Raw genomic sequence first — 23,911 nt, 5'->3', positions numbered from 1 at the left:
ACACCTCTTCTTGTTTAAAAGCCCATAATCGGAAAATCAATCATAACCTTCAAGCCGCGATTCGGATGTGTATAAAACTCAATGCGGCCGTTAAGACTTTGGACTCTCTGTCTCATACTTGATAGGCCCATGTTGGTAAAGGAGGGACTCAACTTGAGAGCCTCGAAACCCACACCATCATCAGAGTATTCAAGTCGTAATGTATCCTGTTTCCTAATCTTAAAATGCAACATCGATGCCTTTGAATGTTTCGCTGCATTGTTCAATAATTCTTGGACAATCCGATAAATCCCGATTGTCAGTTCTTCATTTAATGAAAGGCTTGCTGTATTTTCTGTATGAAAAGCAATTTTAAAAGTGGATGAAACCTGGGTGTGTTCAAATAAATTTTCTAATGCCCGTTCAAGTCCCAGCTCTCTAAGCAGTGGAGGCCGCAGTTCATTGCACGTCATCCTAATTTGGTGAATCGTGTCCAGCAATCCTTGTTCAATCCCTTTGAGCTGGTTCTTAATACCCTGGTCGATTTCATTTCGATGAAGGAGTGCCTCGAGCCTTCTGTATAAATCGATTTGCTCCTGTAATACCGTGTCATGCAAATCGCTGGATAAATTCAGCCGCTGTTGTTCCTGCAAATTAAACAATAGCCTTAGAACCCACTGCGGTGTTTCATTGCTTTGCAAGGCCGCTTCCAATTGGTTCATTAGATTCTCAATGACATGTAAGTTCTCAAACACCATAACGGTATAACACACAAGCGTTTCTAGCCAGATCGAGTCCATCGTTTCATGAATCGAAGAACCATCAAGAGAAAGAATATAGGGACTACCTTTACGTTCACCGACCTTAATGAAAATCTTGTTACCCACTTGCTCCATTTTCCCCATTGGTAATGAGAGTTCGAGCTCAGGAAAACGACTTTTAGTTTCCTGATTCAAAATGATCATTTCAGGTTCTGACCCTGTTATGATGGTTCTTACCTCTTTAAGCAATCTCTCTTCAAGGTCAGCAAGCTTCATAACTACTTGAAGATCTTGAGAAAAACTTTTTAGGCTTTTTTGAAGTACTTCATAGCGATTTTTCCTCTGCTGTAGCTCATTCTCCATCTTCTTCCTTTCGGTTATATCTCTAATTGCCACGACAGTAAGATTGTCTTCGGTGTCAGGGATCGGGGTTGTTTTGCATTCCAAATGTCGGATTTCTCCATCCTTATCAATTACCCTATATTCGCTGGAGGATTTTTGCCCGGTTGCGATTACTCTCCTATGTCTACCCATTAGCCATTCCCGGTCATCAGGATGTACCCGATCGAATGGGTCCAATTTTGGCAAGTCTTCAGGACTAACACCAAACAATTCAAAAAATAATGGTGTCGTAAAACGCACCTTTCGATTTTGGTCAATAATTGCAATGATATCCAATGTATGGTTCGTTATCGTCTCAAAGATCCACTGTAAATTACTTGTCTTTTCCATCCTATCACCACATCATCATTATTTATGAAAAATTTCCCTTTGTATTGAGTTTACACGATAATGCAAAGGGCTGAACCGAAAAATTCTTGCGTGAATCATGCATTTTTATTGTGGAATCGAGTAAGGATTTTTCTTTTTGCGGGGATTCCTCTTAAACTTTGAGGCGTTTTCTCGTAATCTTTGCGGATTGTTGTTTCTTCCTCTGTCGTATGAGTTCCTGCCAATAAACTCAGAGGATGTTTCCCCGAATAATCCGCATGGATCCCCTGACAGCTGCCAGATTTTTAAATTGTGGAAAAAAACCGCTTAAAAGCGGTTTCTTAATGTAATATTACTGCTTTGTAAAGAGGTTTAGTGACTAAACCGATTTCAGATGCAGCTCACTATTATAGTATGGATATACCAATGTAGCAGCTGTCGTTTTAGCAGTTTCTTCTCCTAACAATTTAGCTACTAGATAGATCGACATATCAATACCCGCTGAAACGCCCCCAGTTGTTAGAACATTACGCTTTTTGATATACGTCCACTCCCTTTAAATTGTTTTTATTCTTTTATTTCAATAACGAATGGGAACGCCCTTACTGTGCCATTTTGTTTAAACTCAGCCCAAATTTTGTAGATCCCAGGCTTATCGAACGATGTTTCAAAAATTGGCTCATTTTCATTTGATGGATGAACATGTAGAAACTCTTTACCATATTCGTCAAGAATCACGACATGCCCCATTGCACCTAAATATGGGGTCAAATTCGTTTGATCTAAATCAAATGATAACGTTACGGGTTCGCCCGATTTAAATGAACTTACATTTAATGTTACCGTTTCTCCATCAACCATTTTGCTAAAATTAGTGTCTGGCACAAGCTCATGGCCGTGTATTGCAGCATTCGGATTGCCTACGATAAAGGGAACTGGTTCCACTTTGTAAGCGAAATTTTTTGGTTTAATATCAATAAACGCCTTATAAAATCCGTCAGGAAGGATATTTTCAATGGTAAATTCCCCTTTTCCTATTCGTGCCGGATGCACATGGTAATATTTCTGTAGTTGTTCTTCCACGATAATGAGATGTAGTTCCTTTTCATGGTTAACTTCCAGCTCATCAATCGGGTTTCCAGCCTTATCTTTTAAGTAAATCTTTATGTTACTTTTATCAATTTTTACAAAAGTATTGACCTCACTGCCATCGTGGTTTCCAGATGTGTTCTCATGTGCATGACCGCCTCCATTATCTTCCCCCTGATGACTACCAGTTTCTCCCTTTTGATGCCCCCCGCTCACTTCTTGGTTATTTTTGTTTCCACCCATTTCCATGTTATCACCGTGGCTGTCTGTCTGAGCAGCTGTACTTTTATCCTTAGCAATCCATGTATCATAAGCCTGAAATCCTAATATTACGACGGTAACATATAGGATTCCGGCAATTGCCCATTTTTTCATCATTATCACTCCTAAGATATATCAAGTTGAACATAACCCGAATTGTGACCGTCGATGCTCCTTCTTCCTCTCAACGGTCACGATAAACGTTTTTTGTTACCGTCGAGTTCCTTTTTTCATCATAACGGTCACAATAATCCTTTTTTTGTGACCGCCGAGCTTCTTTTTCCCATTGTCGGTCAAAAAGCAACCTACTCATACCTTAAGGCCTCACTTAACTGCGTCTTAGCCGCTCTTGAGGCAGGCGCAAAGCTAGAAACCAAGCTAACCATAATGCCAAACAAGCTCGTAAAGAGAAGAATCAGCCATGAAACGCCGAAATCAAAGGTTAACGAATTGACTTCCATAAAGGTAGAAGTAATGTAGATTAACAGAATGCCAAACAATGTACCGATGACCGTCGCAGCAAGCCCAATGCCGAACCCTTCTAGTAAAATCATCCCGACGATTTGCCGGCGGGTGACACCAACTGCCCGCATCATCGCTATCTCGCGAATCCGTTCCATAATACTGATTAGTAGAGTATTGGTAATCCCTATACCAGAAACAATGATGGATAGAATGATTAACCCGTTAATAATCGAGAAAGACCCTGTATACGTTGCACCAATGACCGAGACCCAATCTTCCGGTCCAAACATGGACTCAATCCGTTCACCAAATTGTGCAAAAATATTTTCTCTTAGTTGCAGCGGACTCACATTCTCACTTTTGAGCACAAGGGCATTGCGTTCATATTTAATTCCAAAATACTCCTTAAAATTCTCTTCCTTCATAAAAGCTCCATAACCGCTGTTTTTCATCGTATCTACAACTGCTGCTACTTTAAAAGGCTTAGCTCCTTCGAGTGTTTGGAGCGTAATGGTCTCACCAATCTTCCCTCCCCAAACCCCATAAGAAATTTTATCGAGAATGACTTCATCTTTGTTTAGGTTCTTGATTAATTCACTTGGTGCCTTACCTGTGGTAGTAAACAGCGGGAAGTGATCAATCCATTTCTCTCCAACCCCAAAAACAGGGAGCTGGCGTTTTTTATCCTGATGATCCCACACAACAGCTTGCAAGGAATAGGTTGTTGCATCTGCAACACCTTCCGTATTTTTCAGCTTGCTCAAATCCTCTTTTTCAATATGATGGAACATGATATCCAAATTTCCCCCGTAAGAGGAATAGATAATCCTTTCATATGTCTGCAAAAGAGCGGAATTCAGTGAGCTCATTAAAACGATCATGGCGATACCCAAACAGAGAATCACAGAGGTCATGGACGTTCGGCCAATATGTCGATTTAGATTCCGTGTCGCCATTTCGCCAGTAAATCCGAAAAGTATTTTATAAATAACTTTTAATATGAAATCAAATAGTTTAAACAAATAGGGAAACACGAGGGCAATCCCAATCATTAATGGAACGACCAAGAGTAAACTTTTGATAAAAAATCCGGATGCAATGAGTAGTACTCCGATTATTCCAAGCCACTTTTTTGATTTAAATGAGGCTGCCCTATTTTCCTTTAACACTTCAATGACACTGACCCTCCCTACTTGACGGATTGGGTGTAAAGAAGCGAAGACTGGAACGAACAAACCGGCAAGTAACGAGATGATCACTCCTTTTGCCAGCACCATACCGCTGTCGTCATGGATGCTGTAAATCATGAAAATGAGAGATTTTAACCCAAAACCAAGTCCATAACCTATCAATAGCCCTGTGGCCGTTCCGATGATAGATAATAAAATGACCTCAAACATCACCATCCCTTGAATTTGCGAAGGGGTGTAGCCAATTGTCTTGAGCACGGCAAATTCGTTCTTGCGCTCTTTCATACTGACGTACATAGAATTAAAAATAATAAACGCACTAAGAGCAATTCCTAGAAACCCAGCAATATAAAGTGCTAGAAAGAAAGAATCCAATGTTTTGAATTGCGCATCGAAATCGATGACGACTGGTTGCATATAGACTCCGTCAACCTGTTTCACAAATTGGTCTAATTCTTTTTCTACCTGATTAATACTTGCCCCATTGATCGCTTTCACCTGTATGTTTTGGATTTTTCCAGTTAATCCGTACCAATCCTGGACAACCCTTAACGGCACCGCAACTGACCATGGGTGATAGTTCGCCATACTCCAGCTGCTAGGTCCCATGAGTTCGACGGTATATTTGACGATTGCCGTTATTTTGATCCGTTGCATGCCATTGTCAGTATCGAAGGAAATGGTATCACCGACATCCTTTTTCCATACCTTTGCCGTCCGGTCCGTAATCACGGCACCGCCAGCGGTTAGATTCCCTTTTACCACCTTGAAATCAGTAACCGGTGTATCAAGGTCGCTGTATCCGCTAAGGTCGACTCTTTTTTGAATGGAGGTTATCCCATCAACTTCCATCTTCAGCTTTGTATTTTTCTTCAAAATTGCGATTGACTCTGACTGATCCAATTTTTCTACTTTCTTATAAACGTCTTCTGAAAAATATGCCTCGGTGCCATTCAAATTAAAATCTGCTTTTCCAAATGCCGATTTTAAATAGACCGGAAAGGCTTTCTCGGCAGAATCGACTGCGGCAATTACGGCAAATGTCGATGCTACTCCGATAACAATCGACATGATCGTCAGAAAGCTGCGAATCTTTCTGCGCATAAGGTTACGCCAGGCTACTAGCCAAAGATTCATTTCCGTTCACTCCTTTTTTTAGGTCATTTACAATTTCTCCGTCTCGGATCACGATAATCCGATTAGCAGCTGCTGCCGCCTGCTGATCATGCGTGACCATTACAACGGTGATTTGCTCTTCTTTATTTAATTTTGAGAGAAGTGCCAAAATATCTTCCCCATTTTTCTGATCCAAATTCCCTGTCGGCTCGTCAGCTAAAATCAACTGCGGCTTCATCGCAAGTGCCCTGGCAATGGCGACCCGCTGCTGCTGCCCACCGCTTAGCTGTGAAGGGAATTGTGTTTCTTTCCCACCAAGGTTCACATCCTCCAACAATTGGTGAACGCGTGAGTTTATGTCTGACTTAGAAGCTTTATTTGCAGATAGCGAGAGTGCGATATTCTCTGTAACAGTCATCATCGGAAGGAGTTGATAGTTTTGAAATACAAACCCTACTTTCCTCCGGCGGAATAACGTTCTTTCCTTTTCATTAAGATGGTTCAATTGAGTACCATCCACGTTCAATTGGCCGGAGGTCGGCAAGTCAAGTCCTCCGATTAACTGCAGAAGGGTACTTTTTCCGGAACCGCTCGGACCCATGATGGCAACGAATTCCCCTTTATTAATGTGAATGTTGTTATTTTTTAAAGCAAAAAAATCTCCTGATTCTAACGAATAAACCTTTGAAACATCTTGAATTGTAATCATATTAATAACCTCCATATTTTTCAAAATGAACTGAGTACTTTTTCCGGCTAAGGCCTCTCTTTTGTATTGCATGATTTCATTCTACGGCGGTTCCATTCCCCGCAATCCGCAGACTTTTAGTGAACTCCCGCAGAATTTTGGGGTGCTGCCGAATCAGTTTGCAGCCGCTTGATTTCAAAAAATAAACCTTAACACCAGGTGTTAAGGTTTTTTTTCAATAAATTCCAATCATAAAGAAGAATAATCCCCACTGTAATAGTTGAACATTCATTTTTCTTCATCCATCCCTTCATTAGTATGAAACCATCATATTTCAGATTAAGACTTCGTTACGCGCAAAAAATGAAGTTATTCCCGCAAAAAATTGCGGAGCATACGCAATTTGCCCATCAAAAAAGGCCGGTTTACTCCGACCTTTTTATTACTAATATAAATCTTCCGTTGGCAAAATCCCCAGGCCTTTCGCTTTTTTGATGGCTTCAACCCGAGAATTAACATTTAGTTTTTTTGTTCCTTCTACGACTGATCTATGATCATCCACCAATAATATTTCCATCGTAATCACCTTTTTGTACTGGAGTTATTGGGATATAAATATCCACATGAAATCCTTTTTGTAGAGCAGATTTTAGTTCTACTCTCCCTTCCAAACTAATAACCCTATTTTCTATACCTGCAAGCCCCATATGTTTGAATGAGCCTCCAAAAGCAGATAAATCCACCCCGATGCCATTATCAAAATAAGAAAAATGAATATTTTCATGATGACCTCCATCCTTTTTGTAAATATTATAAAGGCATTTAAATACAATAATCACGCAAAAAAATGGATACTGTCCGCAATTTATTTTTCGTCCAAAAAAATGACCTCACTAAGGCACAAGACTGTAAGCTAGGACTTGTCATATGATAAAATAATGGAATGAATGTAAATAACCATTTTTAAATATGTTGGGGATAGTTGATGGAAAAGTTTGTTGATTTAATTAAAAATTCTATAGACAGAAGGGTTTCCCTTGATTGATTTTTCAAAAAAACATGAAAACAAAGCACTTCGTTTTTCAGTAACTGTGTTAACGGCCTTCATTGGCGGCCTTGTGTTCTCCGCACTTCATACACCGATTCCGTGGTTACTTGGGCCAATGGCAGCTGTTTTAATTGGCAGTAGATTTGGAAAAATTCACTATTATTGGCCTGCATACATTCGTGATACAGGATTAATCATCGTTGGATATTCCATTGGCTTATCATTCACGAAAGAAGCTCTCCAGCAAATAACAGTGAAATTGCCATCCATGCTGTTAATGACTGTTTTACTTGTTTGTTTTTGTGCCGGAATTGCCTGGGTTGTTTCCAAGCTTACCGGAGTAGATTATCCAACAGTCCTTACAGGCAGTATTCCTGGAGGACTTTCACAAATGATTATTTTTGCTGAAGAAATGAAAGGAATCGACATTACCACAGTAACGTTCCTGCAAGTAGCCAGATTAATGATGATTATTTTCTTCGTCCCATTTCTCATTTTGGGACCGCTTTTTAATCATTCATCTGCTCCTTCGACTTCGGATTTAGTAGAAAAGACGGTACAATCCACTGTCCCACTTTTTCCCAATCTCATTTTGTTTGCCTTAATCTGTGTGATCTGCGCTTTTCTTGCAAAAAAATTGAAATTTCCTACTCCGTTTATGTTAGGTCCTATCGCGGGGACTGCGTTAGCCTCTATTTTAGGGCTGCATGGACCTGCACTTACAGCCCCGATTTTGGACGTATCTCAATTTATGATTGGTGGATACATTGGTTTATTATTGAAGCCTGAAAAGCTTGAGCATAAAGCAAAAATGATTACCCTCGCACTGCTTAGTGGATTACTCATGATTGTAGGATCAGTGGGTCTGGGTTTGTTACTTGTTCATTTTTATGATATTTCTCCTTCCACAAGTTTATTAAGCCTTGCACCGGGTGGAATGGATCAGATGGCGATTCTTGCCCATGAAGTCCACGCTGATTTATCGATGGTGACCGGGTACCAAATATTTAGGCTCTTTTTTATCTACTTTGCAGTTCCACCGCTGTTACGATTGTTTTTTAAAGTGGGAAATCGAAAAACGAGGAAGGCAGCTTGAGACCGCCTTCCTCGTTTTTGATTTAGATTTTTGGATATAGTATTTCATCGATAATCCCGTACTCTTTTGCTTCTTCCGCACTCATAAAGAAGTCGCGCTCCGTATCGTTTGCTACCTTTTCTACCGGCTGGCCAGTGCGTTTTGAAATAATTTGATTAATATGTTCTTTTAACTTTAGGATACGCCGCGCAGATATTTCGATTTCTGTTGCCTGGCCTCGTGCACCGCCCAATGGCTGATGGATCATGATTTCACTATTTGGCAGTGCGTACCGTTTTCCCTTCGTCCCGGCAAGAAGTAACATGGCTCCAAATGATGCTGCCATACCGGTGCAAATCGTTCGAATGTCCGGCTTAATGTATTGCATCGTATCGAAAATAGCGAACCCTGCTGAAGTGGAACCGCCTGGGCTATTAATATAGAGCGAAATTTCCTTATCGGGGGCATCTGCTGCTAAAAATAATAATTGGGCCACAACACTATTGGCCGTGTGGTCATTTATTTCATCGCCGATGATAATAATTCTGTCCTTTAACAGTCGTGAATAAATATCATAGGAACGTTCCCCACGGTTAGATTGTTCGATTACATATGGAATGGTACTCATTAATGAATCCTCCTTGAAGCGTATTTTTGGCTATGCCGCCATACAGAGAGTGCTTGAAGGAGTGGAAATATGAATGGATTGTAAATTCCTTGAAATGGGCTTAGGGACTTCATTTATGCTCGTAATAGAAGGAATGGATTGAATCAGCTCGGTTGGGTCTTGATTTTTCAAGGCTTCATAAAAAATGCTCGTAAGTCGCTCCTTTTCTTCCTCATCCCAAAATGATTCGACTGAAAAGGATGGATCATCTTTTTCCAGACGCTTTTTCGCTCGATGAAGACTGGCTTTTACCGCCATTTCTGTTGAGAGTAACAAATCTGCTATTTCCTTCAACTGATATTGAAAGGCCTCTTTTAGCATAAAAATGACAGCTTGCTTTGGGGTAAATTGCTTTAGCAGCAGTTCAACTGCATGGGTCATCTCATCCAGCTGTTTCGTCATTTCATGAATTGGCTGATCAAAATCAGCTTCAATTTTCTCATTTTTTCTTTTTCGCAGCTGATCAACCCAATGATGATAGGCAATTTTATTTAACAAGGCAGAGCTCAATTGATGCGGGTGATATTTTAAGGCTTTAAGATAGGTCTCATTGGCGATATCGTCTCCATCCCAGGAGTTTTGCGCTAGAAACCGGCAATATCGCTGCAATTTTGGATAATATTCGTTCCACAGCCGATCATTTTGTTGTGAAATGTCAGCGCTGTTGGGGCTTAGCTTGTGTGTCATCGTTCCCACTCCTTTTTGCACTCTCTACCCTTTAAACGTTTCATGAGGATAAAAAGATACGGGGTCACAATTTTTTACTGATATTATATGCTTCTAAAAAAATTATTCACATTAAACGATGGATTGAAATTTGCTTTTCTTTATTATTATCATAAAGTTTTTCAATCATTTCTTCCTGAACAGCTTCCTCAAGACTTATCTTCCGTTTTTTAATTGAAATTGTAAAGAATAAGAGATTAATCGTCATTTTCTTCCCCTCCTTCATATTAAAGGTGACCAGTCAGTTTATATAGATCAATTTTTTGAGTATATTTTTCGGTATTTTTTACTTCTACTCGTTAAACGGTTTACGCATGCTCTTAAGATACGGGTATTCTTTTTTTATTAAAACGACTAGTCAGTTTATTTTATTATATTTTTCAACCCTAAAAATTGTCAATTCATTTTATCTATGTTGGCTAATAAAAATACAAAAAGGCAAGCCTGTGTGCCTGCCTTTTGTCCGCTATGCTTTCACTTTTTCCAAAAATAGTTGCTTCAGCTCATTCAGTACTTCTTTGTAAGGGTAGTTGTTATAGATGGATTGGATGGTGACTCCATCAATCATCGACCAGAAAAGATTTGCTGTCATTTCCGGGTTAAGCTGTTGTTTGAATTCCCCTGATTCTTGTCCTTCTTTGATGATCCCCACAAAAAGTTGGATAAGATAATGATGTCTTCGAGCTGTTAATTTGTCCATTATTTCCATATTTCGTGCAGCATAGAGTTTAAATTCATTATGAACGATGATTTTGCTATTGGTTTCTTCCTCCAACACATCCAAAGAAAGGTATACATCAAATAAATATTGAATTTTTTCCATTGCACATTTGTAGGTTGACAGGTCTTTCGTTAATAGCTCAAATGAATCTTCTGTATCCGTGGCCATTAATTCTAAATATATTTCATCTTTACTTTTAAAATAATTATAAATGGCTCCTTTACTAATCCCAGAATGCTCGACAATATCATCAATAGTCGCTACTTGGAATCCTTTCTTGGCAAAACATGCTAGGGCACTTGAGAGAATCTCCCTTTTTTTCTTTTCTTTATAGGAATCTGAAACGATTGGCGGCATTTTTAACCTCCGTTCATTGATAATTTTGGATGCTTGAAAAGTCTCAGATTAATTAAAACATAAATCTATTATTTAAAACAAAGAAAAATCTCACGTAAAGGAATATGTCTGTTTGTCCAGTTTACATAATATTATTATTTTCTCAACTTATGTATGAACCAGGTAAACCCGTTCGGGGCGTCCTACTGTTCCATATGCCAGGTCGGCTTCTATTTTTTCTTCTGAGACGAGATGTTCTAAATAACGTCTTGCTGTTGTTCTACTCACGCCAATTTCTTTGGCAACTATTTCTGCCGTCAGGCCTCGTACCTCTCTACTGAGAACCTCCAATACCTTTTCAAGTGTAAGTGGATCAATACCTTTAGGAAGGTAGGTTTTTTCATTAGGCAATCCAACGATTTCTTTTCGCAATAGTTTGTCGACCTGCTGCTGGGTGACATGTAGACTGTCTTTCCCTAATTGAGCTAGATTTGTATGATAATCCTTATATCGTAGCAATGATTGTTTGAATCGTTCAAAAACAACGGGTTTGATAATATAATCAAAAACACCGATACTAATCGCTTCTTGTACTTTATGAATCTCTTTTGTTGCTGTAATCATAATCACATCCATTTGTTTCGTTTGCTGCTTGGTTTCTTTCAATAAGTCTAGTCCGTTCATATCCGGGAAATATACATCAAGCAACAGCAAGTCGGGCTGCATAATTTCAATTAACGTTTTCGCCTCTAGGTTACTCGCGGCAATCCCTACGGTTTGAAAGCCTTCGATCTGTTCAAGAAACCGCTTTTGTATTTCCGCAACCCGTAAGTCATCCTCCACAATTAATACTTCAATTTCTCGGTTTCCCTTCATTCAAATCCCCCCTGCTTTTTGGTATGGCCACCGTGAAAATCGTCCCTACTCCTCTATCCGAAGAAAACGTGATCGATCCCCCTAATTCATGAATCGCTTTTTGCACTAAACTTAAACCAATTCCGGCATTACTTCTTGTGTTCTTTGTTGTAAAGCCGTCCTTAAATATCAGGCTGTTTGTATTTTCATCTATACCTGTTCCGTTATCTTCTACTTCAATAATCAACTCTTTCCCAAGGTCTGTTAAAAAAAGCGAAACCCTTTTTTCTTCCTTCTCATTCTCTCTTACTGCTTCAAATGCATTATTAACAAGGTTGCCGATGATGGTTATTAACGAATCCCTGTTAATTTCATGTGGTAGATCTCTAAAGCTGCTCTCTCGATCAATCGTAAATTGAATTTTCAATTCGCTTGCTAAACTGACTTTTCCTAAAATAAATGCGGCAATAATTGGGTCAGGGACTTCCTTCATTAAAAATTGAATGAACCCTTGGGTTACATCTACTTCCTTGGAGATAAAATCAATCGCTTCTTTATAAGAACCGAGCTGTATCAGGCCTAGCAGGGTATAAAGCCGGTTGGAATATTCATGGGTTTGAGCACGCAAGCCTTCCGCATATGTTTTAATATGGGATAATTCTTTTAGCAGATTGGCAAGCTCAGACTTATTCCGAAAGCTCGCCACAGCTCCTATAACCTCTTCCTTATTATTAAAAATAGGAATGCGATTGGCTAAATACACTTCCCCAAATATGATAATTTCCTTGTCGTATTCAGCTTGTCCTGTATGAACGACCTCAAGGAGATGCGTATTTTCCAGCACCTCTTCAATTCTTTTTCCGCGAAGCAGGGTGCTTATAGGTACCTTTAAAATCGTATGAGCAGTTTCATTCACAACCGTGATCCTGCCATTTGTATCAATCGCGATGATAGATTCATGAATGGACTCAAGAATCGCATGTTTTTCTTGATACATCCAAGCAATTTCCTTTGGTTCCAGTCCAAAAATAGCCCTTTTAATATTTAATGAGATTAAAAGGGCGACAAGCAGCCCACCGATTAAAATAATGAATGTAGCGACAAAAATCTTTTTCTGTATTTTTGATACTTCTTTTTCAATATCTGTTTGCAGGTATCCGACAGAAACGACACCTATTACCTTTTCCCCGCTGAAAATCGGTGCCTTTCCCCTTAGCGATGGCCCCAGCGTCCCTGTAGACTCAGAGATTACTGATTCCCCTTTAAACACTTGTTCATTATCTCCCCCAACCATTCTCTGCCCTATGCGTGTAGGATTAGGATGTGAGTACCTTATTTCATTACGATTTCCTATGACAATAAATTCCGCCTCAACGTCCTTGCGAATTTTTTCAGCAATGGGTTGAATAATGGCGGCGGGGTTTTCAGTGCTAAAAGCAGATTGGATTTCCGGCATATTAGAAAGCGTCTCTGCAACAGACAATGCTTTGTAACCAATTTCATTTTTCAAGTTGGTTTCCATGATATTTTTAAAAGTAAATTCAATAATGGTCCCGAGGACGATGATGAGTATGGAAATTCCAAGCATCAGTTTCGTATGTAATCGCATGTTTACACCTCTACCTCTATCATAATAAAAAAAACTCCTTTTAAAAAGGAGTTTTTCATAATCTTCTGAATCTTACCCTTCTACATTAATGATGACTTCTTTCCCTCTTCTTTTCAGCATGAATGGTACAACCAGCCATAAGAACGTGATAAGCAGAAATACTAAGGAAAGCGGGCGAGTGAAAAATACACTATAATCACCATTTGAAATGGTCAATGCCCTTCTTAGGTTATTCTCAATCATTGGTCCCAGTACGAGTCCAAGAACGAGCGGGGCAATCGGATAATCATGTTTACTAAAAAAGTAGCCGAGGACACCGCAAGCAAGTAAAAGCAATAGGTCATTCGTTGACACCTGTACCGCATAGACACCAAAGATAGAGATCGCGATAATCATCGGGATCAAATATTTCTTTGGCGTTTGAATAATTTTTGCAAACACCTTTACAAGTGGCAGATTCAAAATTAATAGCATAATATTTCCGATAAACATACTAGCAATCAGACCCCAGGCAACCTGCGGATGATCTTCAAATAATAAGGGGCCAGGCTGGACATTGTACATCATCAGGGCTCCCATTAGGATCGCAGTCGTACCTGACCCCGGTATACCCAATGTTAATAATGGAATCATTGCACCGCCTGACGCCGCATTATTAGCTGATTCCGGTGCCGCTACCCCTGCAATGGCACCTGTTCCAAATTTCTCAGGATTTTTTGATACCTTTTTTTCAAGGATATAAGAGAAAAAGGAAGCGAGCGTCGCCCCGGCACCCGGCAAAATTCCAACAAAGAACCCCAAGATAGAACCACGGGCAATCGGTCCCACTGAATCTTTAAACTCTTCCTTGGAAGGAAGCATATTATTAATTCTCGCAATTTCAGTTTCTTCCTCTTCTTTTTCTAAAATGGTCTTGAAGACCTCGCCAAGCGCAAACAGCCCAACGGCGATTGTTAAAAACTCAATTCCCTGGAAAAGCCATGGAGCATCGAAGGTAAATCTGGCAATACCCGAAACGCTGTCGATGCCAATCGTACCAAGTAATAAGCCGCAAACTGTCATAATTAACGCCTTTGTAACCGATTTTCCTGCCAATCCACTGACAGCGCCAAGCCCCAAAAGCATTAAGGAAAAATATTCGGCTGGGCCAAATTTAAGTGCCACCTCTGATAATGGTTTTGCTAGGGCAATCAAGGCAATGAGTGTCACAATCCCCGCAACAAATGAGCCAATCGCTGCAATGGACAAGGCGCTGCCGGCCCTTCCCTTCTTCGCCATCTGGTAACCGTCCAATGTTGTTACAACAGAGGAGGATTCCCCAGGTGTATTTAATAGAATCGAAGTGGTCGATCCGCCATACATCGCTCCGTAATATACCCCGGCAAGAAGAATAATTGCACTCGTTGCCGCTTGTTCCGGCGGAAGACCGCCTGTGATCGAAGCCGTTACGGGAATAAGCAGCGCTACCCCGCTCATTGGACCGATCCCCGGCAAAACACCGACGGCCGTGCCAATTAACACGCCAACAAAGGCAAAAATGAGATTATACCAAATAAGTGCAGTACCAAATCCGTGAACTAAATAATCAAGTGTACTCATGTTTTTCCTCCTTCCTCCAGTTGGTTGCTAAAACCAAATCGGCCATCCTGGAAGTGTGCCTTTCAATACCTCTACGAATAAAAAATAAACCATTCCAGAAAAACATGCAGAAATAATGAGAGATGAAATCCACTTCGACCGTTCCATTGTTTGGAAACATACAAATAAAAATAAAAAGGTGGTAATCACATATCCAACCGTTTCTAACGTTAAAATATAGACCAAAGTCGCAACTGCGATAATTAAGAAGGGTTTATACTGCAATGTTTCTTTCGTCCCCTGCTCACCACTGCCCATGAATGTTTCATAAAACAAACGGATACTTAATAAAACAAGTAAAATTCCAAGAATAAATGGAAAGATATCGGGTCCAACAACACTTCCATAAGATGAGCTCGCTAAATGCTTGCTCCCAATAATAAATAGCACCCCTACCGCTAAAAACGCTACAGATGCAATACGATCGAATTTTAAACTCATTCGTATTCCCCCTTAAGAAAAGATAAGGGAAGGAAAAAGTAAACTCCTTCCCGCGCTTTTTACTTTTGCATACCCAATGCTTTTAATAATTGCTGGACTTGTTGATCTTGTTCACCTAAAAACGTTTTGAAATCGGCACTGTTTTTATATTCCAGTTCCCAGCCTTGCGTCTCTACTTCCTTCTTCCACTCAGGGGACTTCACAAGCTTGTCGATAGCTTTTTCCCAATAGGATTTTGCTTCTTTTGACATCTTTTCAGGACCAAAGACTCCGCGCCAAATCGTGAATTCTGCATCGACACCTTGTTCTTTTGCAGTTGGAACATCTTTATAATCTCCGGATAGGCGCTCTGCTGCGGTCACAGCCAACACCCGAACCTTTCCAGCCTTTAAAAATTCCTTCACACTGGAGGCATCGGTTCCAATGACATCGGCATTGCCGCCAAGCAATGAGGTAATGGCTTCCCCACCGCCATCATAGGAAACGTATTTAATTTTTGTTGGGTCAACTCCATATTTATACGCCGGAAGAATTGAAATTAAGTGGTCCATTGAACCTGGTGCCGAACCGCCTGCAAATGTAAGTTTACTAGGATCTTTCTTTACTTCCTCCAATACTGATTGAAGATCCTTAAATGGGGAATCTGCTTTGACGACAATAGCACCAAAATCTTTTGTTAGCTGTGCGAGCGGTGTTGTATTTTTGTACCCGTATGGACTGTTTCCTTCTTTTTTCAGATTGTTAATAATGATTGGTGGTGAATTAACGAAAAGCATATCGTTATTTTCTGCTTGCTGGGTCGCGTATTCTGCCATAAACACGGCACCGCCGCCGCCCGGCTTATTCTCAACCGTTAATGGCTGCGAGACAATCTTTGTTTCACTCAACACTTTTGCAAAGGAACGTGCGGTTAAATCCCAGCCGCCCCCTGCACCCGATGGCGCGACAACTGAAATCGCTTTCTTGGGATAGCCTGTACCTTCCTCCTTCTTAGCTGGGCTAGCCGTTTCTTTACTGCTACAAGCCCCTAAGCTTAACGCCAATGCCCCTGCACACATTACTGCTGAAATTCTTTTGATCGAAAACATTTTATTTCCCCCTTGTAACCGTTTTCTCAATTTTATAAAAATTTTTAGAAATTCATAGTTTGTACATTTAAACAGCATTAAAAACGTATTAACCATTTTGTTCATTTTGTTCACAGGGAGAGAAAAAGCCTTGGCAGATGTTATTTTTTTTGAAGTAAAAGGTGGAAACGCTTACTATTCCTCGCCTTTATCGGATAAAAAAATTTGGATAATTTTGATGAAAAATAATGATGGACTATTTTTAGAAGACTGATATAATCCATATAGAATACAATTATTTATTTAAAGGTGGGCACTATGGGGAACACTTGTAGGTATGTTGTCAACGCACTTGGAAAAGGTGGGGAAACATATTATACGCGATTTAATGATAAACAGGAATTGAAGAATTGGATTTCTACCAATCGTGAAAAATTAATCATGGATGAACTTATAATCACGGATAAAAACCAAAGCTTATTTACAAAATGGTTCGGCATAAAAAAATTATATTAACATCGAGACGCCATTCCACAAGGAATGGCGTCATTATTTTACTATTTTGCTAGATGGTGCCTGACACCCTTTCCACCCTAAGTAACTTCTATAACTCATTTATGGTGCCTGACACCATTGCTAACCTACACAACTTCTTTAACTTGGATGTTGATGAATTTCCGTTTTTGGATGTAGATGAGTCTTAGGGATAGGGCTATTCCTGCTGCTAGTAGTCCGATGGTTAGTCCGACCCAGTAGCCTCTTGCTCCGAGGCCGGTAAAATGGGCGAGCAGGTAACCTGCCGGTAAACAAATCAGCCAATACGCGATTAGGGTCATGATAAAGGCAAGGTTGACATCTTTATACCCTCTTAATGCCGCCTGCGCCGTTGCTTGGATGGCATCCGAAATTTGAAAGAACAACGCAAAAATTAAGAAATTGGCTGTTAAGTTAATCACGGCTGTTTCATTCGAGTAAAAACCGGCAACCTGGTAACGGAACGCAACGACTAACATCCCCGTGCCGGTGGCGATCAAGATGGCGAGCACTACTCCTAACCAGCTATATTGTGTTGCATCTTTATAGCGCTTTGCCCCTACTTCATAACCGACTAGAACGGTTAATGCGGTAGAAATACTGATTGGAATCATGTATAAAAATGAAACAATATTTAAGGCTGCTTGATAGGCTGCAATCGTGGTGACATTAAACTTACTTAACAGAATCGTTACCACGGCAAACATACTTGTCTCGAAGAAGATAGAGAGTCCCATCGGTACGCCGATTTTTAAAATTTCCTTACACTTTTCCCAAGAAAATTCCCTTATATTAGAAAACACAGGATAAGAAGAAAATGGATCCTGTGTTTTCACGATAAACAGAGTCATCCCCATGATGATCCAGTACGTAATGGAAGTGGCATACCCTGCTCCGGCACCGCCAAGCTCTGGAAATCCAAAATGACCAAAGATGAACGCATAGTTCAAAAAGAAATTGACCGGTAACGACAGGAGCATAATGACCATGACGACACGTGTTTTCCCTAATGCATAAATAAAGGATCTTAGCACGTTAAAAACAAATAATGGCAAAAGTCCAAAACTAAGACCCACCAAATAATTAAAGGCTGTTTTCTCGACACCAACCGGCAGCCCCATTTTATCTAGGATGGGACCTAATAAGAAAAATCCCAGGATGATAACAGCTAATGTAATCATAACGGAGAGGTAAATTCCATGCCTCACAACGGCGGAAACTTCGTTGCTCTTCTTTTCACCAAATCGTTGGGCCGCTATCGGTGAAACAGCGAGAAGTATTCCGCTGATTCCGTTAAAAATCGGACTCCAAATCGATGATCCAATCGCCACTCCCGCTAAATCGGAGGAATTATATTTACCTGACATGATTGTATTGAAAAAAACCATTGAAAACATACCAAGCTGCGTGATTAAAATGGGAATTAACAAAATAAAAATTTGCTTTGTTTTTTCCTTGATCGTAAATGTTTGATTCATAATTAAATACTCCTCGAGAAATAAAAGTCCGAAACTTCATTATACGCTATCTTCGATTATTATTCCTCTGCTAAATATCTTGGTTCCGTTTGATTTATTTTGAAAAATAAATAGGACCCTTTCGAGGGAGGTCCTATTTTTTAACGATTTTGGACGGGTTATTAATCTTATACAACACGGCTGTGTCGACCGTAAATTCTTCGGGTGCGTCTTTTCCTTTAGCCAATTTCTTGGCAGCTGCCTTACCGTCAAATTCAAGCATGTCTCCAGCGGCTAATTCGAATTTTTTCAGTGTTTTACTGTGGCTGCACCAAGCTAACCCAAGATCTAGTGGATTTTCCTGGACAATTTGGACATTTTCTAGGACGACCACTTCATCATTTTCTTCATTAAAAGGATTGTATACAAGTGCAAACTGCTTAACCTTTGCGGTAAAATGAACTTTTTCCGCAGGAAGTTCAAGCTTGGGGGCCTTCTCTTTCTTAGGTTTCGCTTCCTTAGGAGGTTTAGCCGCCTTATCCTTTTTTGGAGTTTCTGCTTCATGGACAGATTCAGGTTCAGATGTCACGATTTCCTTTTCTATTGCTTGCGCTGTTTCAGATGTACTCTCTTTGTCCTCAAGCGTCAATAGGCTTTCTTTTCCGAAACTTGACTGCTGCATTTCTTTTAAGTACGCAGGGTGAATACAGCTTACATTGCCGTCTTGGAATTCAATCACCAGGGTGTTTAGTTCCCCAGCACCCCCGTACACCTCATATCCTTTGATCGTCACTTGACGCTGGTAGCTTCGATCCTTATACCAAAATTCCCGTTTTGCTTCCTTTGCGGACGATAGTCCCCATTCCTTAAGCTTCTCTTTATAATGGTCGTCATCACGAAAGACTTCAATGTCCCCTTTTGGCAGGATATATTGAGTCAACTCGGATTGTTCTAATTGAGGCCTTAGGATCACCATTCCAACACTTCCTTCTACTTGTATGTTTATTTGATTATATCATTTCATGTAAAAAATGATAATTATCCTCACTAAACAATAGGAGGCTAGGAAAAAAGGTGCGATTGTTTTCGTTCTATGGTATACTGATTCTACCATTTGCTTTATTGATTCATGTAACCTGCTCAATTATTGAGCAGGTTTTTTTTCCTGGATGAAGGGCGAATCTTTGTAAAGTGAAACAGAATATCTAATTTTAAGGAATAAAAAAAGACCCTACAAGAGGGCCTTTTTTATTTATGTGGTTAAGATTATGCTTTACGAACGTTAGAAGCTTGTGGTCCACGTTGACCTTGCTCAACGTCAAAAGTTACTGCTTGACCTTCGTCTAAAGATTTGAAGCCTTCGCCTTGGATTGCTGAGAAGTGTACGAATACGTCGTCTCCAGCTTCGCGCTCGATGAATCCAAAACCTTTTTCTGCATTAAACCATTTTACTTTACCTTGTTCCATGTGTGTTTCCTCCTGCTGTGTGCTATTTGCACACAATGTGTTACTATCCTTGCTCAAATCTTCAAGACAAAAAGCAGATTCACTTTAACGTTCTTTCCGACTCACAAAAATAATTCTTCTTTACTATAACAGAAATAATAAATTAATGCAAACGAATAAAAATCAAAGATACGTTAAGTTTTTCTCTGTTTGAAAATATGGAAGCTACCAAATGGAATATTATGGATTGACGTTTTGAGTAAACCTGGTTTAATAATCCTTAGAAAACTCATTTTTCCCTGCAAACATATATAATCCAAATGTTTTTCTTATTGATAATATGATTCCCATTAATATCATATTGGAAAACAACGAACTGCCGCCATAGGTTAAAAAGGGTAATGAAATCCCCTTAACAGGCATTAACCCAACAACCATTCCAATATTTTGAAAAATTTGCACAGACAGACTTAATGTAATGCCCGCACAAATATACATACCAAAGGGTGTTTGTGATTTATGACCGGTTCTAATAATTCTAAAAATCAGGAACATGAATAATAGGACGATGAAGGAAGCAAATAAAAAACCACCTTCCTCTGCTACAGTTGCAAAAATAAAATCAGTGTGTTTCTCAGGTATATATACCTTTCCTTTCATGATGCCCTTACCTACTAATTCACCGCTCCCTACGGCTAAAATCGATTTTTTGCTTTGATATGCCTGATTACTGTTTCCTGCAGGATCTAACCAGCCAATTATTCGTTCCTGCTGATGGGGCTTTAAAAGTGGGATTAATTGATTATAAATAATATCTGGCTGATGCAAATAAAAATAAACGAGCAGCCCTGCTACTAAAAGAGGAACCAGGACAAAAACAGCCACAAGCTTTCTGTTTAAACCAGATAAGTACAGCATACTCCCGATTGCAATCAAATATAGAAACACCATACCCGTGTCCGGCTGCTGGTAGACAAACAGGGAGGGCGGAATCGTTATTAGAAGAATTTTTCCTACTAGTAATAAATCTGTTTTCAATGTTCTTTTAAAATAAATCGTATTATGTTTTGAATTGACTCTAGCTACCAAAATAATCAATGCAATTTTAAAAAACTCTGATGGTTGGATCGAGCCTAATACAGGTATACTAAACCATCTTTTAGCACCAAGTATCATCGGAGCTATCGAATTTGGTGAAAATCGCAACAGGATTATGAGAATAAATAAGGAAATATACGTGGGCCAAGCTAATCTTTCAAGTTGCTCCACATCGAGCTTAGCAACAAGGAGTAAAAGGATAAAACCGATGAAATAATTGATTCCCTGTTTCAACGCAAAATTTTGTGCACCATACTGGCCTGTCTGCTGGCTGCTATAAATAAATACGATACTTGTGATAAAAAATACCATCAAGATGAGCATGATGGATCCATCTAATCTTTTATAAATATTTATTTCTTTGTTCATTTAATTCACCAATTGTATTTCATTTATTTTACTTTCCGTCTTGTTTCTGACCTACTTACTGGCAGTAGCCAGCAGTTCAGTCTTAGAAACTTGTAGCATTTTCAGTTTCATTTGATGCTAGGAAGTCCTTTAAGGCTTCCTGGTTTTTCTCAAAATCTAATTTAAGCACTGCTCCCACGTTAACAGTTTCATCGACATATGAATTGTCAACTGGTATCCGAATACTCTCCACTTTGGTTGATTTCCCAGCAAGTAACCCTTTAGCGATTGATAGAATCGTTGGCGAATCAACATTTGTATCTATATAAGTAGTAGCAACCCCTAGGATCTTTGGAAGATTAACTAAATTATGAAGACTGACTGCTTGTTCCTTTATCTTTGAAACGGCTTCCTGCTGTCTTGCCACCCGGCCAAAATCACTCAAGCGGTCATGGCGAAAACGAACATAGCCTAATAATTTATCACCATGTAATAATTGTTTCCCGGGTTGTAGTGTCATCCCAATTCCATACGACATTTCATAAGGAACTTCGACCTCAATTCCTTTGGGAGCGGCAATGTCAACAATCTTTGAAAAACCTTCAAAATCGACAATGGCATAGTAATTTATTTCGACATCGAAATTTTCTTTAATCGTTTTTCTTACTAATTCAGGCCCACCAAATGCAAAAGCCGCATTTATTTTTTGCTTGCCAAATCCGGGAATATCCACGTAAGAATCTCTCATAATCGAAGCTATCTTCATTTTCTTTGTGTTTTGATTATAATGCGCAATCATCAATGTATCAGATCGCGCATGCTCTTCACCACGTGAATCACTTCCAAGTAATAAAATATTTATCTCTCCAAATTGCGGTTCGGCACCTTGGAAATCATCAAAATTTTTCTGTTCATCCTTAAATTGGCTATTACTCGCTTCAGATAAACCGCTTTTATATTGATATACAGAATAAAAAACAACCGTTATACATAAAGTCAGAACCACTAAAACGCCATACCTAAGCCATTTCCGTTTCTTGTGTATATTTTCTCGTTTTTCCATTTGAACAATCACCTGTCAGAAATAATTTTATGCTTTTGTTGATAATAAATCTAAAACAAGTTTTACGGCGATAGCATCGTCTACATATCCGATTGGAAAAATATAATCCGGAATCACATCTACCGAAATAATAAAGTAAATGAGTGCACCACCTACGATGGCAAGTTCAATAGGACTGCCTTCTCTTGAACGAAACCGCTCAAACATTTCTTTCAGTTGACTGATAAATGGACCGATGCTACCAACTTTCTCGAGTTTTTTCTTAAAGCCGGAAAGAATCGTGTCTTTTCCCTCTTCAGTATGTGAATATTGTTGATATTTTTCCAATTGTTGTTCTACACTTTTAATTGAAAATGCATTTTTATATAATTCAGAGGTTTCTAGAATACTTTGAATGCTGTCTATCGAAATATGAATATCTGAATTCAGCTCTTCCTGGCTTTGGTCAACCGTGTACCCGGCAGCTGTAAATAAATCAGCGATCGGAACACCAAGACAAGCAGCCATTTTTTGCAAGTGGTCTGGAGTCGCCTTTCTTTTTCCACTAATAATCCGCGAAATGGTCGCTTTATCAATATTAGTTAACTCGCTAAGTTTTCTCATTGATAAAGACCGTTCCTTAAGTAATTCTTTTAAAAATAAACCAAGTTTACTCGTTTTTTGTTGATCTAACATACGCTTCCCTTCCCTTTGGACAGAAAAAATATTTTGAATAAAAATGAAAATTCGCATCTACACAAATGTTATTTTCAGAGTAATAATGTACGTGTCTCATAGAAATATAACCACACGTTGACGTTTTGTCAACTAATTACGATTAATACAGCTTAAAAGAACGCGGAAAATGCAATGATGATTATAATGATCCCGCTAATAATTGTTCCGAATTCTCCCAGTGTAAATGAACCAATCCGAATGTTTGCTAATTTATGGCCTAAACGAACTCCGGCCCATACACTGATAATACTGCCAATCGCGGCTGTTAGAGAAATACCAAGTGGTGAAAACCCAAGTAATCCTGCCCCTAAGCCATTCGTAAGGGCATTCGCAGACAATGCTACCCCCAACATAATGGCCTCCCCTAAACCAATTTCGCCGGAATGATCCACATCAGCTGCCTCAGGATTCCTTAAAACTCCTTTTATGCTAGGGGAGTTGACTGAATCACCCTCATTGCTTACAGCTACCGTTCTTTTTTTTCGCGGGGCACCTAACAGAATGATCCTAACACCGATGATAATGAGAAAAAATGCTCCGATAATTACAGGGAATATGCCGGGGAGAATTTTTGAAAGCCACATTCCGAATGTAATCCCCGCCATACTCATAAGAAAACAAATCACACCAATTAGTAGATTGGCACGCAAACCAATTCTTATCTTTCGAATCCCATAGGAAATTCCTACCCCTAGATTATCAACACTAGATGAAACAGCAAAAGCCAAGATGAACAACCAAGACAATGTAAATCCCTCCCTATTTTTTCACATTGTATTGTTCATTTGACGAAAAGTGCTTATTT

23 protein-coding genes are annotated in these 23,911 nt (G+C 39.5%); 2 read left to right on the top strand and 21 right to left on the bottom strand.

Features of this window, described 5'->3' with window-relative positions; genetic code table 11:
* Positions 1–14: 14 nt before the first annotated feature.
* The 5 genes from ACIQXV_RS10745 to ACIQXV_RS10725 all read right to left on the bottom strand — a co-directional run bounded on the left by ACIQXV_RS10745 (position 15) and on the right by ACIQXV_RS10725 (position 7,099).
* Positions 15–1,472: a PAS domain-containing sensor histidine kinase gene (locus ACIQXV_RS10745; RefSeq protein WP_402958631.1), complete on the bottom strand. Its 1,458-nt coding sequence runs from the start codon at positions 1,470–1,472 to the stop codon at positions 15–17.
* Positions 1,473–2,018: 546 nt separating this feature from the next.
* On the bottom strand, positions 2,019–2,918 hold the full coding sequence (locus ACIQXV_RS10740) for a hypothetical protein (protein WP_402958629.1): 900 nt from the start codon (positions 2,916–2,918) through the stop codon (positions 2,019–2,021).
* Positions 2,919–3,106: 188 nt separating this feature from the next.
* Positions 3,107–5,593 (bottom strand): FtsX-like permease family protein, encoded by a 2,487-nt coding sequence (locus ACIQXV_RS10735; protein ID WP_402958628.1) that lies wholly within the window; start codon positions 5,591–5,593, stop codon positions 3,107–3,109.
* Entirely contained in the window at positions 5,565–6,281 is a 717-nt protein-coding gene (locus ACIQXV_RS10730; RefSeq protein ID WP_402958626.1) for an ABC transporter ATP-binding protein, read from the bottom strand. Before ACIQXV_RS10730 ends, ACIQXV_RS10735 begins: the two co-directional genes overlap by 29 nt.
* Before the next feature lie 533 nt (positions 6,282–6,814).
* Positions 6,815–7,099: a sensor histidine kinase gene (locus ACIQXV_RS10725; protein ID WP_402958625.1), complete on the bottom strand. Its 285-nt coding sequence runs from the start codon at positions 7,097–7,099 to the stop codon at positions 6,815–6,817.
* Between the two features lie 198 nt (positions 7,100–7,297).
* Between ACIQXV_RS10725 and ACIQXV_RS10720 the strand changes: the two genes are divergently transcribed.
* A complete protein-coding gene (locus ACIQXV_RS10720; protein ID WP_402958623.1) occupies positions 7,298–8,404 on the top strand; it encodes an AbrB family transcriptional regulator in 1,107 nt (368 codons plus the stop codon).
* A 22-nt stretch (positions 8,405–8,426) separates the two neighbouring features.
* On the opposite strand, the gene clpP is transcribed toward ACIQXV_RS10720, so the two are convergent.
* The 9 genes from clpP to ACIQXV_RS10675 all read right to left on the bottom strand — a co-directional run bounded on the left by clpP (position 8,427) and on the right by ACIQXV_RS10675 (position 16,464).
* Positions 8,427–9,011 (bottom strand): ATP-dependent Clp endopeptidase proteolytic subunit ClpP, encoded by a 585-nt coding sequence (clpP, locus tag ACIQXV_RS10715; protein WP_402958621.1) that lies wholly within the window; start codon positions 9,009–9,011, stop codon positions 8,427–8,429.
* A gap of 30 nt (positions 9,012–9,041) precedes the next feature.
* Positions 9,042–9,737 (bottom strand): sigma-70 family RNA polymerase sigma factor, encoded by a 696-nt coding sequence (locus ACIQXV_RS10710; RefSeq protein WP_402958619.1) that lies wholly within the window; start codon positions 9,735–9,737, stop codon positions 9,042–9,044.
* 106 nt (positions 9,738–9,843) lie between these two features.
* The gene (locus ACIQXV_RS10705; RefSeq protein ID WP_402958618.1) at positions 9,844–9,984 is read right to left on the bottom strand and encodes a YrzI family small protein; all 141 of its coding nucleotides are present in this window, start codon (positions 9,982–9,984) and stop codon (positions 9,844–9,846) included.
* Positions 9,985–10,242: 258 nt separating this feature from the next.
* A complete protein-coding gene (locus ACIQXV_RS10700) occupies positions 10,243–10,854 on the bottom strand; it encodes a TetR/AcrR family transcriptional regulator (protein WP_402958617.1) in 612 nt (203 codons plus the stop codon).
* A 147-nt stretch (positions 10,855–11,001) separates the two neighbouring features.
* On the bottom strand, positions 11,002–11,709 hold the full coding sequence (locus tag ACIQXV_RS10695; RefSeq protein WP_402958615.1) for a response regulator: 708 nt from the start codon (positions 11,707–11,709) through the stop codon (positions 11,002–11,004).
* Entirely contained in the window at positions 11,687–13,297 is a 1,611-nt protein-coding gene (locus tag ACIQXV_RS10690; RefSeq protein ID WP_402958613.1) for an ATP-binding protein, read from the bottom strand. The genes ACIQXV_RS10695 and ACIQXV_RS10690 overlap by 23 nt, the downstream gene beginning before the upstream one ends.
* 72 nt (positions 13,298–13,369) lie before the next feature.
* Positions 13,370–14,896 (bottom strand): tripartite tricarboxylate transporter permease, encoded by a 1,527-nt coding sequence (locus ACIQXV_RS10685; protein ID WP_402958611.1) that lies wholly within the window; start codon positions 14,894–14,896, stop codon positions 13,370–13,372.
* A gap of 27 nt (positions 14,897–14,923) precedes the next feature.
* The gene (locus ACIQXV_RS10680; protein ID WP_402958609.1) at positions 14,924–15,376 is read right to left on the bottom strand and encodes a tripartite tricarboxylate transporter TctB family protein; all 453 of its coding nucleotides are present in this window, start codon (positions 15,374–15,376) and stop codon (positions 14,924–14,926) included.
* 59 nt (positions 15,377–15,435) lie between these two features.
* Complete coding sequence (locus ACIQXV_RS10675) at positions 15,436–16,464, bottom strand: Bug family tripartite tricarboxylate transporter substrate binding protein (protein ID WP_402958607.1); 1,029 nt, start codon at positions 16,462–16,464, stop codon at positions 15,436–15,438.
* Between the two features lie 130 nt (positions 16,465–16,594).
* Between ACIQXV_RS10675 and ACIQXV_RS10670 the strand changes: the two genes are divergently transcribed.
* Complete coding sequence (locus ACIQXV_RS10670) at positions 16,595–16,717, top strand: hypothetical protein (RefSeq protein WP_402958605.1); 123 nt, start codon at positions 16,595–16,597, stop codon at positions 16,715–16,717.
* Positions 16,718–17,084: 367 nt separating this feature from the next.
* On the opposite strand, the gene ACIQXV_RS10665 is transcribed toward ACIQXV_RS10670, so the two are convergent.
* The 7 genes from ACIQXV_RS10665 to ytaF form a co-directional block, all read right to left on the bottom strand.
* Positions 17,085–18,455 (bottom strand): MATE family efflux transporter, encoded by a 1,371-nt coding sequence (locus tag ACIQXV_RS10665; RefSeq protein ID WP_402958603.1) that lies wholly within the window; start codon positions 18,453–18,455, stop codon positions 17,085–17,087.
* 133 nt (positions 18,456–18,588) lie between these two features.
* Positions 18,589–19,410 (bottom strand): hypothetical protein, encoded by an 822-nt coding sequence (locus ACIQXV_RS10660; RefSeq protein WP_402958601.1) that lies wholly within the window; start codon positions 19,408–19,410, stop codon positions 18,589–18,591.
* A 290-nt stretch (positions 19,411–19,700) separates the two neighbouring features.
* Positions 19,701–19,901 (bottom strand): cold-shock protein, encoded by a 201-nt coding sequence (locus ACIQXV_RS10655; RefSeq protein WP_024027764.1) that lies wholly within the window; start codon positions 19,899–19,901, stop codon positions 19,701–19,703.
* A 249-nt stretch (positions 19,902–20,150) separates the two neighbouring features.
* On the bottom strand, positions 20,151–21,347 hold the full coding sequence (locus ACIQXV_RS10650; RefSeq protein ID WP_402958599.1) for an FtsW/RodA/SpoVE family cell cycle protein: 1,197 nt from the start codon (positions 21,345–21,347) through the stop codon (positions 20,151–20,153).
* Positions 21,348–21,429: 82 nt separating this feature from the next.
* On the bottom strand, positions 21,430–22,389 hold the full coding sequence (locus tag ACIQXV_RS10645; protein WP_402958597.1) for an LCP family protein: 960 nt from the start codon (positions 22,387–22,389) through the stop codon (positions 21,430–21,432).
* 27 nt (positions 22,390–22,416) lie between these two features.
* Positions 22,417–23,064: a helix-turn-helix domain-containing protein gene (locus ACIQXV_RS10640; protein WP_402958595.1), complete on the bottom strand. Its 648-nt coding sequence runs from the start codon at positions 23,062–23,064 to the stop codon at positions 22,417–22,419.
* 152 nt (positions 23,065–23,216) lie between these two features.
* Positions 23,217–23,852 (bottom strand): sporulation membrane protein YtaF, encoded by a 636-nt coding sequence (gene ytaF / locus ACIQXV_RS10635; RefSeq protein WP_402958593.1) that lies wholly within the window; start codon positions 23,850–23,852, stop codon positions 23,217–23,219.
* Positions 23,853–23,911 lie beyond the last annotated feature (59 nt).

The sequence above is a fragment of the Neobacillus sp. NPDC097160 genome (genome assembly GCF_044762155.1).
Classification (GTDB): domain Bacteria; phylum Bacillota; class Bacilli; order Bacillales; family Cytobacillaceae; genus Neobacillus.
The sequence above is the reverse complement of the archived record's forward strand: the minus strand, read 5'-3'. Positions and strand labels throughout refer to the sequence as shown.

Bases quoted from the DNA above. Each gene is read 5' to 3' on its own strand.
- ACIQXV_RS10745 (WP_402958631.1), bottom strand. From the start codon at position 1,472: ATGGAAAAGACAAGTAATTTACAGTGGATCTTTGAGACGATAACGAAC.
- ACIQXV_RS10740 (WP_402958629.1), bottom strand. From the start codon at position 2,918: ATGATGAAAAAATGGGCAATTGCCGGAATCCTATATGTTACCGTCGTA.
- ACIQXV_RS10735 (WP_402958628.1), bottom strand. From the start codon at position 5,593: ATGAATCTTTGGCTAGTAGCCTGGCGTAACCTTATGCGCAGAAAGATT.
- ACIQXV_RS10730 (WP_402958626.1), bottom strand. From the start codon at position 6,281: ATGATTACAATTCAAGATGTTTCAAAGGTTTATTCGTTAGAATCAGGA.
- clpP (WP_402958621.1), bottom strand. From the start codon at position 9,011: ATGAGTACCATTCCATATGTAATCGAACAATCTAACCGTGGGGAACGT.
- ACIQXV_RS10710 (WP_402958619.1), bottom strand. From the start codon at position 9,737: ATGACACACAAGCTAAGCCCCAACAGCGCTGACATTTCACAACAAAAT.
- ACIQXV_RS10705 (WP_402958618.1), bottom strand. From the start codon at position 9,984: ATGACGATTAATCTCTTATTCTTTACAATTTCAATTAAAAAACGGAAG.
- ACIQXV_RS10700 (WP_402958617.1), bottom strand. From the start codon at position 10,854: ATGCCGCCAATCGTTTCAGATTCCTATAAAGAAAAGAAAAAAAGGGAG.
- ACIQXV_RS10695 (WP_402958615.1), bottom strand. From the start codon at position 11,709: ATGAAGGGAAACCGAGAAATTGAAGTATTAATTGTGGAGGATGACTTA.
- ACIQXV_RS10690 (WP_402958613.1), bottom strand. From the start codon at position 13,297: ATGCGATTACATACGAAACTGATGCTTGGAATTTCCATACTCATCATC.
- ACIQXV_RS10685 (WP_402958611.1), bottom strand. From the start codon at position 14,896: ATGAGTACACTTGATTATTTAGTTCACGGATTTGGTACTGCACTTATT.
- ACIQXV_RS10680 (WP_402958609.1), bottom strand. From the start codon at position 15,376: ATGAGTTTAAAATTCGATCGTATTGCATCTGTAGCGTTTTTAGCGGTA.
- ACIQXV_RS10675 (WP_402958607.1), bottom strand. From the start codon at position 16,464: ATGTTTTCGATCAAAAGAATTTCAGCAGTAATGTGTGCAGGGGCATTG.
- ACIQXV_RS10665 (WP_402958603.1), bottom strand. From the start codon at position 18,455: ATGAATCAAACATTTACGATCAAGGAAAAAACAAAGCAAATTTTTATT.
- ACIQXV_RS10660 (WP_402958601.1), bottom strand. From the start codon at position 19,410: ATGGTGATCCTAAGGCCTCAATTAGAACAATCCGAGTTGACTCAATAT.
- ACIQXV_RS10655 (WP_024027764.1), bottom strand. From the start codon at position 19,901: ATGGAACAAGGTAAAGTAAAATGGTTTAATGCAGAAAAAGGTTTTGGA.
- ACIQXV_RS10650 (WP_402958599.1), bottom strand. From the start codon at position 21,347: ATGAACAAAGAAATAAATATTTATAAAAGATTAGATGGATCCATCATG.
- ACIQXV_RS10645 (WP_402958597.1), bottom strand. From the start codon at position 22,389: ATGGAAAAACGAGAAAATATACACAAGAAACGGAAATGGCTTAGGTAT.
- ACIQXV_RS10640 (WP_402958595.1), bottom strand. From the start codon at position 23,064: ATGTTAGATCAACAAAAAACGAGTAAACTTGGTTTATTTTTAAAAGAA.